This window comes from Streptomyces sp. NPDC029466, from assembly GCF_055574515.1.
Map to the genome: position 1 here is coordinate 161,423 of NZ_JBVHZH010000006.1, position 13,244 is coordinate 174,666.

General features: G+C 72.4%; 10 protein-coding genes. 7 read left to right on the forward strand and 3 right to left on the reverse strand.

Annotated elements, in window-relative coordinates:
- Positions 1 to 116 precede the first annotated feature (116 nt).
- Complete coding sequence (locus tag ACZ4XD_RS08270) at positions 117 to 1,313, forward strand: thiolase family protein (protein WP_042159579.1); 1,197 nt, start codon at positions 117 to 119, stop codon at positions 1,311 to 1,313.
- A gap of 222 nt (positions 1,314 to 1,535) precedes the next feature.
- Positions 1,536 to 2,918 carry an FAD-dependent oxidoreductase gene (locus tag ACZ4XD_RS08275; RefSeq protein ID WP_468039411.1) on the forward strand — a complete coding sequence of 461 codons (1,383 nt, stop codon included), beginning with the start codon at positions 1,536 to 1,538 and terminating at the stop codon, positions 2,916 to 2,918.
- Between the two features lie 48 nt (positions 2,919 to 2,966).
- Here ACZ4XD_RS08275 and ACZ4XD_RS08280 read toward each other — a convergent pair whose 3' ends face one another.
- Both ACZ4XD_RS08280 and hemE read right to left on the reverse strand, forming a co-directional pair.
- Positions 2,967 to 4,502 (reverse strand): hypothetical protein, encoded by a 1,536-nt coding sequence (locus tag ACZ4XD_RS08280; RefSeq protein ID WP_468039413.1) that lies wholly within the window; start codon positions 4,500 to 4,502, stop codon positions 2,967 to 2,969.
- Positions 4,503 to 4,533: 31 nt separating this feature from the next.
- Entirely contained in the window at positions 4,534 to 5,601 is a 1,068-nt protein-coding gene (gene hemE, locus ACZ4XD_RS08285; RefSeq protein ID WP_042159583.1) for a uroporphyrinogen decarboxylase, read from the reverse strand.
- 147 nt (positions 5,602 to 5,748) lie between these two features.
- On the opposite strand from hemE, the gene ACZ4XD_RS08290 reads away from it, so the two are divergent.
- The 3 genes from ACZ4XD_RS08290 to ACZ4XD_RS08300 all read left to right on the forward strand — a co-directional run bounded on the left by ACZ4XD_RS08290 (position 5,749) and on the right by ACZ4XD_RS08300 (position 8,750).
- A complete protein-coding gene (locus tag ACZ4XD_RS08290; RefSeq protein ID WP_468039416.1) occupies positions 5,749 to 6,405 on the forward strand; it encodes a DUF3000 domain-containing protein in 657 nt (218 codons plus the stop codon).
- 330 nt (positions 6,406 to 6,735) lie between these two features.
- Positions 6,736 to 7,398 (forward strand): response regulator transcription factor, encoded by a 663-nt coding sequence (locus tag ACZ4XD_RS08295; protein WP_018536954.1) that lies wholly within the window; start codon positions 6,736 to 6,738, stop codon positions 7,396 to 7,398.
- Between the two features lie 77 nt (positions 7,399 to 7,475).
- On the forward strand, positions 7,476 to 8,750 hold the full coding sequence (locus tag ACZ4XD_RS08300; RefSeq protein WP_468039419.1) for an HRDC domain-containing protein: 1,275 nt from the start codon (positions 7,476 to 7,478) through the stop codon (positions 8,748 to 8,750).
- A 55-nt stretch (positions 8,751 to 8,805) separates the two neighbouring features.
- Here the strand turns inward: ACZ4XD_RS08300 and ACZ4XD_RS08305 are convergent, their stop codons facing one another.
- A complete protein-coding gene (locus tag ACZ4XD_RS08305) occupies positions 8,806 to 9,495 on the reverse strand; it encodes a PepSY domain-containing protein (RefSeq protein ID WP_468039421.1) in 690 nt (229 codons plus the stop codon).
- 250 nt (positions 9,496 to 9,745) lie between these two features.
- Between ACZ4XD_RS08305 and ACZ4XD_RS08310 the strand changes: the two genes are divergently transcribed.
- Both ACZ4XD_RS08310 and ACZ4XD_RS08315 read left to right on the forward strand, forming a co-directional pair.
- On the forward strand, positions 9,746 to 10,972 hold the full coding sequence (locus ACZ4XD_RS08310) for a thiolase family protein (RefSeq protein ID WP_468039423.1): 1,227 nt from the start codon (positions 9,746 to 9,748) through the stop codon (positions 10,970 to 10,972).
- Positions 10,969 to 13,104 (forward strand): 3-hydroxyacyl-CoA dehydrogenase NAD-binding domain-containing protein, encoded by a 2,136-nt coding sequence (locus ACZ4XD_RS08315; protein ID WP_468039426.1) that lies wholly within the window; start codon positions 10,969 to 10,971, stop codon positions 13,102 to 13,104. The genes ACZ4XD_RS08310 and ACZ4XD_RS08315 overlap by 4 nt, the downstream gene beginning before the upstream one ends.
- The last annotated feature ends 140 nt before the right edge of the window (positions 13,105 to 13,244 follow it).

Genomic DNA, 13,244 nt, shown 5'->3' on the forward strand with positions numbered 1-13,244 from the left:
GGTGACCGGGAGCCCCGTTGACAGCGGGCGGCGACGGGCAAAGACTCGTGGTCGGCGGGCGTCGATCTTCGTACCGCCGCACCGATGCCGAGCCGGGACAGCGAGGACAGTGCCTGATGACCGACCCACGCGTACGGGATGTCTACATCGTCGATGCCGTACGGACCCCCGTCGGCAAGTACGGCGGCGCGCTGGCCGGGGTACGTCCCGACGACCTCGCCGCCCATGTGCTCAAGGCCCTGGTGGACCGCACTCCGGACCTCGACCCGGCCCGGATCGACGACGTCTGCTTCGGTGACGCGAACGGCGCGGGCGAGGACAACCGCAATGTGGCGCGGATGGCGGTGCTGCTGGCCGGGCTGCCGGTGACCGTCCCCGGCGTGACCGTGAACCGGCTGTGCGGGTCGGGCCTGGAGGCGGTCATCCAGGCGGCCCGCGCCATCGCGCACGGCGACGCGCATATCGCGGTGGCGGGCGGGGTGGAGTCGATGAGCCGGGCGCCGTATGTGCTGCGCAAGCCCGAACGCGCCTATCCGGCGGGCCATCAGGAGATGTTCTCCTCGACGCTGGGCTGGCGGATGGTCAATCCGCGGATGCAGCCGGAGTGGACGGTCGCGCTGGGCGAGGGTGCCGAGCTGATCGCCGACCAGCACGGCATCACCCGCGAGCAGCAGGACGTGTTCGCGCTGGCCAGCCACCAGAAGGCGGTGCGTGCCTGGCAGGAGGGCGCCTATGACGCCGAGGTCGTACCGCTGCCGGACGTGGACCTGGTGCGCGACGAGGCGATCCGGGAGGCGTCCTCCCTGACCTCGCTGTCCAAGCTGAAGCCGGTGTTCCGCCCGGCCGGCGGCACGGTCACCGCCGGGAACTCCTCGCCGCTCAACGACGGTGCGGCCGCGCTGCTGCTGGTCGACGAGGAGGGGCTGCGGGCCACCGGGCGGGAGCCGCTGGCCCGTATCCGCGCGAGCGCGGTGACCGGCGTCGAGCCGCAGCTGTTCGGCCTGGGCCCGGTGGAGGCGGTGCGGCGCGCGCTGGAGCGGTCCGGGCGCGGCTTCGACGAGGTGACCACCTTCGAGCTCAACGAGGCCTTCGCGGCCCAGGCGTTGGGCTGTATCGGGCAGTGGCCGGAGCTGGACCCCGCGGTGGTGAACCCGCGCGGCGGCGCCATCGCCATCGGCCACCCGCTGGGCGCGTCCGGTGCCCGTCTCGCGGGCTCGGTGGCCCACCAACTCGCCGCCCTGGGCTCGGGCACCGGGCTCGCCGCACTGTGCATCGGCGTGGGCCAGGGGCTCGCACTGGTCCTGGAGCGCTGAGTCCCCGCCGCGGCGGGCCGGACGGCCGGTCCGCCGCGCGGTACGGTCCCGGCCGGCCCCCGCGGACACCCTGCGGGCCGTAACGTAGCGAACCCGGGCGGCCGCGCCTCCAGGACACGGAGTCGCCGACGCCCCCACACGGCACGGCACCCACAAGGCGCGGCACCCACACGACGCGGCACCCACACCACAAAGCACCCACTCGGCGAAGGGGTACACGGCATGGCGACGGAGCGGCTGGTGGTCGTCGGGGGCGATGCGGCGGGGATGGCCGCGGCATCGCAGGCACGCCGGCTGCGGAAGCCCGGCGAGCTGGCGATCACTGCCTTCGAGCGGGGCCACTTCACCTCGTACTCCGCCTGTGGCATCCCGTACTGGGTGGGCGGCGACGTCGACGGCCCGGACGCGCTGATCGCCCGTACGGCCGAGGAGCACCGCGCCCGGGACATCGATCTGCGGATGCGTACCGAGGTCACCGAACTCGACCTGGACCGCGGCCGGGTGCGCACCCGGGAGCTGGACAACGGCGGCCGGGAGTCATGGACCGGCTTCGACAAGCTGGTGCTGGCGACCGGCGCGCGGCCGCGCCGCCCCGGCCTGCCGGGGATCGACGCACCGGGGGTGCACGGCGTGCAGACCCTCGACGACGGCCAGGCCCTGCTGGACACCCTCGACGCGTCGTCCGGCCGGCGGGCGGTCGTCGTGGGCGCGGGCTACATCGGCGTGGAGATGGCCGAGGCGCTGATCCGTCGCGGCTACGCGGTCACCGTCCTGGAGCAGAGCGCCCAGCCGATGTCCACCCTGGACCCGGACATGGGCGCGCTCGTCCATGAGGCGATGTGCGGGATGGGCATCGAGACGGTGTGCGGGACGACCGTCACCGGTGTGCTGACGGATGAGGACGGGCGGGCCCGCGCGGTCACCACCGAGGACGGCGAGTACCCGGCGGATGTGGTCGTGCTGGGCCTGGGGGTCCGCCCCGAGACCACGCTCGCCGCCGCGGCCGGGCTGCCGCTGGGCGAGTCAGGCGGGCTGCTCACCGATCTCGCGATGCGGGTCCGCGGCCAGGACCACATCTGGGCCGGCGGCGACTGTGTGGAGGTGCTGGACCTGATCTCCGGGCGCACCCGCCATATCGCGCTGGGCACCCACGCCAACAAGCACGGCCAGGTCATCGGCGCCAATGTGGGCGGCGGCTATGCCACCTTCCCCGGTGTCGTCGGCACGGCCGTCAGCAAGGTCTGCGATCTGGAGATCGCCCGGACGGGGCTGCTGGAGCGTGAGGCGCTGGCCGCCGGACTGCGCTTCGTCACGGCGACCGTCGAGGCCACCAGCCGCGCGGGCTACTACCCCGGCGCCCGCCCGATGCAGGTCAAGATGCTCGCCGAGCGCCGTACGGGCCGGTTGCTGGGGGTGCAGATCGTCGGCCGCGAGGGCGCCGGCAAGCGGGTGGACATCGCGGCGGTCGCGCTCACGGCCGGTATGACGGTGGAGCGGATGACCGCCCTCGACCTCGGCTATGCCCCGCCGTTCTCCCCGGTCTGGGACCCCGTCCTGGTGGCGGCCCGCAAGGCGGCCGGGGCCGTACGGGCCGCCGGGGCCTGACGCCGCGGTACGACGCCGGACCGCCCCGGTTCACCGGACCGCCCCGGCTCAGTCGTCGTCCTCGCCGTACCCGTCCTCCGCGGCCTCGTCCCAGGTGTCGCACCACTCCAGCCACTCCTCGGCGAGCGGCGCGAGGTTCCGGGGGCAGGCCCAGGCGTCCGGCTCCCGCGCGCCCTCCGGGGCCGGGAAGCTCTCCGGGGCACAGAGGTGGGCGAGGTGCTCACCGGCCTCGCCGGGCAGAGCGGACCCCGCTCCCGGGTGTGCGTCCCCGTGCGGGCACGTCTCCGGTACCGCTGTTGCGACGGCGCTCTCCAGAACGGGGCGCAGCTCGCGGTAGACGGACGGCGGCGGGTCCGGATAGGCGAGGTCCAGGCTCTGACACACGGTCAGGAACAGCATCAGCCGTTCGTGGGCGGTGCCGGGACCGCCCACGAAGCGGCGGGCGGCCCACAGCCCGAGGTCCTCGGTCCGTTCCTCGCCCCCGGCGGCGCCGCGCAGCACTCCCGCCAGCCGCGCCGCGTCCCAGGTCCCGTCAGGGCGCAGGCACTCCGCGTCCAGGTACTCCGTCCGGCGCTCGCCGAAGAACCGGTCGCGGGCCGTGATGAGCGGGTCGAGGGTGTCGTGGGCGAGCGACCGCAGATGGGCACGGCAGGTCCAGGCGGCGGGTGACGCGTCCGCGAAGCCGTCCTCGTAGCTCCGCTGGAGCCGGGCGCGGCCGCCCGGGGTGAGGAGGTGGTAGCCGGTGCCGGCGTCGGTGTCCGGGTCGCCCGAGAGCTCGGGGTGGGCGCCGTCCCCATGGGAGCAGGTCGCGCCCTCCAGCACCCGCAGGGCGTCTTCCAGCGTCTTGATCATGTCGTCGAGCACCCAGCGCGGCCTGATCATCCCGGAAGCAGCTTCCCAGCATCCGGCGCGGAGCAGGACGAGGTGCCCGGCGAGGGCTCCCGTGGTGGGGTGCGCGGGGAGACCGGTCCCGGCGGTGATCTCGTACGCGGGCTCGACGCCGCCGCGCGGATAGCCGTGCAGGACCGACGCGAGGTCCTCGATGCTGTCCTCGTACTGGTGCGGAACGCGCTCGGGAATGCCCTGCGGCGTGCCGGGGGCGATGATCTCGGCGGCGATCCGCGCGAACACCGCGACAGCGTGCGGGCAGCGGTACTCCTCCTTCGTGCCCGGCTCCTGCCACGCCGGGTCCGCCTCGGTCGGCGTGCCGTTGCCGAGGAGCACCACGTCCGGAGCGCTGCCGGTCAGCCAGAGTTCATCGAACTCGATCTGCTCCAGGGCGCTTTCGTAGGGGTGTGTGCGGTGGTCGCAGGGCGGGCCTTCCAGGGCGCGGGCCGCCGTGCGCAGCACCTCCGCGACCTGCCCGGCCGTCGCGTCATCCGCCTTCGTGGCGAGGTAGCGGCTCATCGAGAGCAGCCCGTAGACCCACTCGGCGGCGCGCTCGCCCCCGGGGTCGGCGGCGAGCCGGCGGGCACAGTCGAGGACGACCGGATCGGCCGTCCCGGCCGTGGAGCGGTGGTCGACCAGCTGCCAGGCGGCGGCGAGGTCGGCTATCGGGGCGTCGGCGGAGGCATACATGATCACGACGACGCCCCGGGGGCGGGAGTGGTTCCGCTCAGCGTGCCGTCTGCGTGTGGACGTACTCGACCAGGCGGGTCAGCGCGTCCGGGTCGGTGGTCGGCAGGACGCCGTGGCCGAGGTTGAAGATGTGACCCTCCAGGCCGGCGGCCGCGTCGAGGACCTCACGGGCCTTGGTCTCGACGGCCTCGCGGGGCGCGAAGAGCACGGCGGGGTCGATGTTGCCCTGGAGCGCCTTGCCGGGGCCGACCCGGCGGGCCGCCTCGTCCAGCGGGACCCGCCAGTCGACGCCGACGACATCCGCGCCCGCCTCGCCCAGCAGGCCGAGAAGTTCACCGGTGCCGACACCGAAGTGGATCCGCGGCACGCCCAGGCCCTCGACGGCCCGGAAGACCTTGGCGGAGGCCGGCATCACGGAGCGGCGGTAGTCGGCCGGCGAGAGCGCGCCGACCCAGGAGTCGAAGAGCTGCACCGCGCTCGCCCCGGCCGCGATCTGGACCTTGAGGAAGGTGGCGGTGATGTCGGCGAGCCGGTCCAGGAGGTCGGCCCACAGCTGCGGGTCGCCGTACATGAGGGCCTTGGTGCGCTCGTGGTTGCGCGACGGGCCGCCCTCGACGAGGTAGCTGGCGAGCGTGAAGGGCGCACCGGCGAAGCCGATCAGCGGGGTGCCGCCCAGCTCGCGGACGAGCATGCCGATGGCCTCGGTGACGTACGGGACGTCGCCGGACTCCAGCGGGCGCAGCTGCTCCAGATCGGCGCGGGTGCGGATCGGGTTCTCGACGACCGGGCCGACGCCGGGCTTGATGTCGAGGTCGATGCCGATGGCCTTGAGGGGGACGACGATGTCGCTGAAGTAGATGGCGGCGTCGACGTTGTGGCGGCGCACGGGCTGCAGTGTGATCTCGGTGACCAGCTCGGGCCGCATGCACGAGTCGAGCATCGCGATGCCCTCTCGGACCTTGCGGTATTCCGGGAGTGAGCGCCCCGCCTGGCGCATGAACCACACCGGGGTGTGCGGCACCGGCTCCCGCCGGCATGCCTTGAGGAAGGCCGAGTCTTGGGTACCGGTCTGCTGCTGGCCCGCGGGGCTGAGGTTGGCGCTCACGCCCCAAATCTTCGCACGACGGCCCGCCCGCTGATCGGGGCAGGTGGCCGATATCTCCGCATGCGCCCGAGGGCGCCTCCGAATGGGCGACGCGCGCACCGGGTGTCCTCCCCGTATGCGGGCCCGGTTCCGCCTAATCTTCCGGGCATGGCTGCGGCTCACGAACACCTCGCGGACAGCGCGGACGAGGCCCCGATCCCCTTCCGTCAGGCGGTCGAGGCGCTCCGCGCGGCACGACTGCGGCCGGAGATCGAGATCGATCCGACACCCGCGCCGAAACGGCTCGCCCCGTTCGCGTACGCGCTGGAGGCGGCGGTCGTCGAGCGCGGCGCGGGTCCGGACGGCGAGGACCGGGATCTGGCGGACGGCCGGCTGGTGGTGCTGCACAACCCGGCCGGGGACGAGGCCTGGCACGGCACGTTCCGGGTGGTGACGCTGGCACGGGCGGAACTGGAGCCGGAGATGGGTGCCGATCCGCTGCTGCCGGAGGTGTCCTGGTCGTGGCTCACGGGGGCGCTGGACGCGCGCGGGGTGCACTACGGCGCACCGAGCGGGACGGTCACCCGGGCCGGCTCGCACTACTTCGGCGGGCTCGCGGCGCGTGAGCCGGCGACCCAGATCGAGATCCGGGCGTCCTGGACGCCGGCCGAGGGACCCGGCGGGGTGCCGGACCTGGCGGCGCACCTGTCGGCGTGGTGCGATCTGCTGTGCCAGGTCGCGGGCCTGCCGCCGGCCCCGCTCGACATGACGACGCGCGGCGGGATCGTCCCGCTGCCGCAGCGCCGCGGCGCCCAGCCCCGCTGAATTCGGCGCTCCCCGGGACCGGGCCGCGGTGTTCGCACACCGCCGGCCCGGTGCTCGTTCCGTGGCCCGCCCGCCCCTGCCTCCCCTGACGAGGTCCGGTGACGCGGTCCGGGCGGGATCGCGTACGGCTTTGATCATCTCGGTGCGCACCGGGTACTCACCCTGATCGATCATGCATCCGATTTGCCCGAATTGCCCCTAACTAAATCGTGATCAAAGTCTAAAGTCCCGCCGGATTGCTGCCGAAGAGGTCAGTGACCCTTCAAACACGGATCATTCCGGCTCCCCCAAGTCGGCGTCCGTCCCCCGCCACTCCCCCCAGGAGGCCCGGTGTCTGTTCTTCTCGAGCAACCTTCGAGCCTGGTCGCCTACCGCCCGAACAAGCCGACGGCCATGGTCGTCGTGGCCGACCCTCGCGTGCGCTCCACCGTCACCCGCCACCTGTGGGCCCTCGGAGTGCGCGACGTGATCGAGGCGTCGTCGATCGCGGAGGCCCGTCCCCGCGTCGGCAATCCGCGCGACATCTGCGTTGCCGACGTCCACCTTCCCGACGGCTCCGGCCTGACGCTGCTGTCCGAGACCCGGGCGGCGGGGTGGCCCAACGGCCTCGCGCTGTCCGCGGCCGACGACATCGGCGCCGTACGCAACGCCCTGGCCGGCGGCGTCAAGGGCTATGTCGTCACCGGCACCCGCACCAACCTGGGCCTTCCCGGCCGCCCCGGCACCTCGCCCATCGGCGCCAACGCGGCCCGCATGCAGCGCCGCCCCCCGGGCGCCCCCGGCCACCCGGGCGGCTACCGGGAGCTGTCGGGGCGCGAGGTCGAGGTGTTGCGGCTGGTGGCGGAGGGCCAGTCCAACAAGGCCATCGGCGTCTCGATGGGACTGTCGGCGCTGACCGTCAAGAGCCATCTCGCCCGTATTGCCCGCAAGCTCGGCACCGGCGACCGGGCCGGAATGGTGGCCGTCGCCTTGCGCACCGGCATCATTCACTGACCGTCCACATGACCGGCTCGCCCGTCGAGGGAACGTTCCCTCGACGGGCGACGTGCATACACAGATACCCTTGACTGGTGACCGACGCCCAAAAGACCGCAGCAGACACGACACTGCGAGCAACCGGAGACTCGCCTCCGGACCTCCGACCGGCGCCGGTCCCTCTCCTGGAGCCCCGCGAGGGCATCCCCCCGGTGACCGCCACGGACGAGGCACTCGCCGAGGTCGTGGCCGCCTTCGCGGCCGGTACGGGCCCGGTGGCCGTCGACGCCGAGCGGGCCTCGGGCTACCGCTACGGCCAGCGCGCCTACCTCGTACAGCTGCGCCGCGAGGGCGCCGGCAGTGTGCTGGTCGACCCGGTCGGCTGCCCCGACCTGTCGGCACTGGGGGAGGCGATCGGCGACGCCGAGTGGGTGCTGCACGCCGCCACCCAGGACCTGCCGTGTCTGCGTGACATAGGGATGGTCCCCACCCGGCTGTTCGACACCGAGCTGGCCGGACGGCTGGCCGGCTTCGCCCGGGTCGGCCTGGGCGCCATGGTCGAGAACGTCCTCGGCTTCGCCCTGGAGAAGGGCCACTCCGCCGTCGACTGGTCCACCCGCCCGCTGCCCGAGCCCTGGCTGCGTTACGCCGCGCTCGATGTCGAGCTGCTGGTGGATCTGCGGGACGCGCTGGAGGAGGAGCTGACGCAGCAGGGGAAGCTGGAGTGGGCCCGGCAGGAGTTCGCGGCGATCGCCGCCGCTCCCCCGCCGCCGCCCCGCAAGGACCCCTGGCGCCGCACGTCCGGCATGCACAAGGTCCGCCGGCGCCGCCAGATGGCGGTCGTACGGGAGCTGTGGACGGCCCGTGACCAGGTCGCCCAGCGACGCGATGTCTCGCCCGGGAAGGTGCTCGGGGACGCCGCGATCGTGGAGGCGGCGCTGAGCCTGCCGCCGAACAGTCACGCGCTGGCGGGGCTGCCCGGCTTCGGGCACCGGATGGGCCGCCGGCAGCTGGAGCAGTGGCAGGCCGCCGTGGACCGCGCCCGGGCGCTGCCCGAGAGCGAGCTGCCGCAGCCCGGCCAGCCGCTCAACGGCCCGCCGCCGCCCCGCGCCTGGGCCGACAAGGACCCGGCCGCCGCGGCCCGGCTGTCGGCCGCCCGTGCGGCGGTCACCGCGCTCGCCGAGAACCTGAATCTCCCGCAGGAGAATCTGATCACTCCGGACACGGTGCGCCGGCTGTGCTGGGAGCCGCCGGCCGAGCCGACCCGGGAAACGGTCGCCGAGGTGCTGTCCGGCCACGGCGCCCGCCCCTGGCAGATCGAACAGGTCGCGCCGATCCTGACCGAGGCGCTGCTGACGGACGCCGGCTGACGCGGCTGCCCCGGGCGGCGAAGCACTCCGGCCCGGGGCAGGTGAGAACGGTCGCTCAGTCCTGATCGACGTGCATCCACAGGACCTTGCGGTTGGTCGCGTCGATCTCGTACGTGGTCTCGTTCCAGTCATCGGTGGTCACCACGCCCACCGTCCACGCCACGGTGTCGTTGCCGTGGTCGGCGTCGCCGAGCTCGATGGTGGTGACGGTGCCCTTCGTCTTCTCGGTGGCCGTCTCCGCGGCCTGCTGGGCCGTGACGGTGGCCTTGTCCAGCCGGGCGGCCAGCTCCTGTTTGTCGTCGGGGTCGTCCGACTGGGGTTGCGGCTTCTGGGCCTTGCCGGAGACCGCGTCGACGCGCACCGCGTACGCCGTCCCGTCGGTCGTCGCCACCACGGTGTCCCAATAGGGGCTGGCGGGCGTCCCCTTGAGCTCCGCGGCGATCGCCTCCGAGGACGGGACGGCCGCGATCGCGGCCTTCAGCGCCTGCCCGTAGTCCACCTTGGCCTGGGGAACCAGGGCCTTGCGCTGGGCCTGGTCCGCGCTGAGCGAACCGCTCGGCGAGGCGGCGGTGGCGGGCACCGCCCGCGAGGGGGCCGCGCTCTTCTGCGGGCTTGCCGTGTCGTTGCCGCTGCCGCAGCCCGACAGCAGCGCGCCCGCGGCGGCGACGGCACAGACCAGTCCGATCGTGCGCGGCCCCGCCGGACGCCCGCGCCGGACCACGACACCACTCCTATTCGTATCCATATGGGCACTTTAGGTGTGTGATGGGATGAATTGCTCCAAGACCCGGCGGTATTCAGCCCTTTTCGATCACTGGTTTCCGCCGGTTGCGGCGCGACCGCGCGGCAGCCGGGGCGTCCGCCGGGTGTGACCTTCAACGCTCCGGGCGGTGGGGGTGTGCAGCTTGGTTACCCGTAAGTAGCATGTCGGTGGGAAGCGCCCCGCGGGGCGCCCCGCAGCAGCAGTGCCATCCCGCACCTGGAGGAGAGCCAACGTGCCTCGTACCGCTAGGGACGTCGTCTTCGTCGACGGCGTCCGCACCCCGTTCGGCAAGGCGGGCCCGAAGGGCATCTACCACGAGACCCGCGCCGACGATCTCGTCGTGAAGGCCATCCGGGAGCTGCTGCGCCGCAACCCGGCACTGGACCCCGCGAAGATCGACGAGGTCGCCATCGCCGCGACCACCCAGATCGGTGACCAGGGCCTGACCATCGGCCGCACGGCCGGCATCCTGGCGGGCCTCCCGCAGTCCGTGCCCGGCTACTCCATCGACCGCATGTGCGCCGGTGCGCTGACCGCCGTCACGGCGACCGCCGGCTCCATCGCCTTCGGCGCGTACGACGCCGTCATCGCCGGCGGTGTCGAGCACATGGGCCGCCACCCCATGGGTGAGGGCGTCGACCCGAACCCGCGGTTCGTGAGCGAGAAGCTGGTCGACCAGTCCGCCCTGTTCATGGGCATGACGGCGGAGAACCTCCACGACCGCTACCCGCACATCACCAAGCAGCGCGCCGACGAGTACGCCGTGCGCTCGCAGGAGAAGGCGGCGAAGGCGTACGCGAACGGCAAGATCCAGCAGGATCTGGTGCCCATCTCGGTGCGCAACACCAACGCGGAGGTCGGCGAGACGGGCTGGGGCCTGGTCACCGCCGACGAGCCGATGCGTCCGGGGACGACCCTGGAGAACCTCGCCGGCCTGAAGACGCCGTTCCGTACGCACGGCCGCGTCACCGCCGGTAACGCCGCCGGTCTCAACGACGGCGCCACCGCCTCGGTCATCGCCTCCGAGGACTTCGCCCGGGAGCACGACCTCCCGGTCAAGATGCGCCTGGTCTCCTACGCCTTCGCCGGTGTCGAGCCCGAGGTCATGGGCTACGGCCCGATCCCGGCCACCGAGAAGGCGCTCGCCAAGGCGGGCCTGGGCATCGAGGACATCAACCTCTTCGAGATCAACGAGGCGTTCGCCGTGCAGGTGCTCGCCTTCCTCGACCACTACGGCATCGCCGACGACGACGCGCGCGTCAACCAGTACGGCGGCGCCATCGCCTTCGGCCACCCGCTGGCCTCCTCCGGTGTGCGGCTGATGACGCAGCTGGCCCGGCAGTTCGAGGAGCAGCCGGAGGTCCGCTACGGCCTGACGACCATGTGCGTCGGCTTCGGCATGGGCGCGACGGTCATCTGGGAGAACCCGAACCACAAGGACGCCGGAGGCGACAAGTGAGCACCACCACCACCGCCGAACTCCTGAAGGGCGCGGCCGAGCTGTTCCCCGACGAGGTCGTCACGTCGGCGCACGTCCGCCACCTCGACCTGCCGTACGGCGCGGGCAAGTTCGCGCTGATCACGCTCGACAACGGCTTCGACCACACCAAGCCGACCACCTTCGGCCCGGGCTCGCTGGCGAACCTCAACGCCGCGCTCGACCAGGTCGAGAAGGAGGCCGCGGACGGCGACATCGTCGGCGTCGGCCTCACCGGCAAGCCGTTCATCTTCGCCGTCGGCGCCGACCTCAAGGGCGTCGAGCTGCTGAAGAAGCACGAGGACGCGCTGGCCATCGGCAAGGGCGGCCACGAGGTCTTCAAGCGGCTCGCGAAGCTCGCCGTACCGACCTTCGCCTACTACAACGGTGCCGCGATGGGCGGTGGCGTCGAGGTCGGTCTGCACTGCTCCTACCGCACCGTCTCCAAGGCCCTCCCGGCCTTCTCGCTGCCCGAGGTCTTCCTCGGTCTCGTCCCCGGCTGGGGCGGCTGTGCGCTGCTGCCGAACCTCATCGGCGCGGACAAGGCCGTCTCGGTCATCATCGAGAACTCGCTCAACCAGAACAAGCAGCTCAAGGGCCAGCAGGTCTTCGACCTCGGCATCGCGGACGCGATCTTCGAGGGCGCGGACTTCCTGGAGCAGTCGCTGATCTGGACCGCGAACGTCCTCAAGGGCGACGTGACGGTCGAGCGCCCCGAGGTCGACCGCGGCGAGGCCTGGGACCAGGCCGTCGCCAAGGGCAAGTTCATCGCCGACGGCAAGGTGCACGGCGCCGCCCCGGCCGCCTACCGCGCGCTGGACATCATCGCGGCCGCCAAGGACGGCGACCTCCAGGCCGGTTTCGACGCCGAGGACCAGGCCCTGGCGGACCTGATCATGGGCGGCGAACTCCGCGCCGGGATCTACTCGTTCAACCTGGTGCAGAAGCGCGCCAAGCGCCCCGCCGGTGCGCCGGACAAGAACCTGGCGCGCCCGGTCAGCAAGGTCGGTGTGGTCGGCGCCGGTCTGATGGCCTCGCAGCTGGCCCTGCTGTTCCTGCGCCGCCTGGAGGTGCCGGTCGTGCTGACCGACATCGACCAGGAGCGCGTCGACAAGGGTGTGGGCTATGTCCACGCCGAGATCGACAAGCTGCTCGGCAAGGGCCGGATCAACCAGGACAAGGCCAACCGCCTCAAGGCCCTGGTCTCCGGTGTCCTCGACAAGGCCGAGGGCTTCTCCGACGCCGACTTCATCATCGAGGCGGTCTTCGAGGAGATCGGCGTCAAGCAGACGGTGTTCGCGGAGGTGGAGGCCGTCGCCCCGGCGCACGCGATCCTCGCCACCAACACCTCCTCGCTGTCGGTCACCGAGATGGCGTCGAAGCTGAAGCACCCCGAGCGGGTCGTCGGCTTCCACTTCTTCAACCCGGTCGCGATCCTGCCGCTGCTGGAGATCGTCCGCGGTGAGAAGACCGATGACGCCTCGCTGGCCACGGCCTTCGGTGTCGCCAAGAAGCTGAAGAAGACCGCGGTCCTGGTGAAGGACGCCCCGGCGTTCGTCGTCAACCGCATCCTGACCCGCTTCATGGGCGAGATCCAGAACGTCATCGACGAGGGCACCCCGGTCGAGGTCGCCGAGAAGGCCATCGAGCCGCTCGGTCTGCCGATGTCGCCGCTGGTGCTGCTGGAGCTGGTCGGCCCGGCGATCGGTCTGCACGTCTCCGAGACGCTCAACCGCGCCTTCCCGGACCGCTTCACGGTCTCCCCGAACCTCAAGGCCGTCGTCGAGGCCGGCAAGCGCGGCTTCTACGTCTACGACTCCGGCAAGCCGGAGCTGGACCCCGAGGTCGCCGCGCTGCTCAAGCAGGGCGACTCGGTGCTGACGGAGGACCAGGTCCGCGACCGCGTCCTGGACGCCGTCGCGCAGGAGATCGGCCTGATGCTGGACGAGGGCGTGGTCGCCGAGGCGCAGGACATCGACCTGTGCCTGATCACCGGCGCCGGCTGGCCCTTCCACCTGGGCGGCATCACGCCGTACCTGGACCGTGCGGGCGTCTCCGAGCGGGTGCGGGGCAAGAAGTTCCTGGCCCCGGGCATCGCGAGCGTGCCCGCCTAAGGGTGCGCGGCTGACAGCGAAGGCGGGGGGGGGGGGGGGGGGGGGGGGGGGGGGTGTTTTGTTTTTCTGTTTGGGTTTGGTGCGTTGGGGGGGGGGGGGGGGACCGAGTTCTTTTTTCCTTTCTTTTTTCCACACGGCAC

What these genes read in the sequence shown, in the direction of transcription:
- ACZ4XD_RS08270 (WP_042159579.1), top strand. Translation starts at nt 117, where the DNA reads ATGACCGACCCACGCGTACGGGATGTCTACATCGTCGATGCCGTACGG.
- ACZ4XD_RS08275 (WP_468039411.1), top strand. Translation starts at nt 1,536, where the DNA reads ATGGCGACGGAGCGGCTGGTGGTCGTCGGGGGCGATGCGGCGGGGATG.
- ACZ4XD_RS08290 (WP_468039416.1), top strand. Translation starts at nt 5,749, where the DNA reads ATGGCTGCGGCTCACGAACACCTCGCGGACAGCGCGGACGAGGCCCCG.
- ACZ4XD_RS08305 (WP_468039421.1), bottom strand. Translation starts at nt 9,495, where the DNA reads ATGGATACGAATAGGAGTGGTGTCGTGGTCCGGCGCGGGCGTCCGGCG.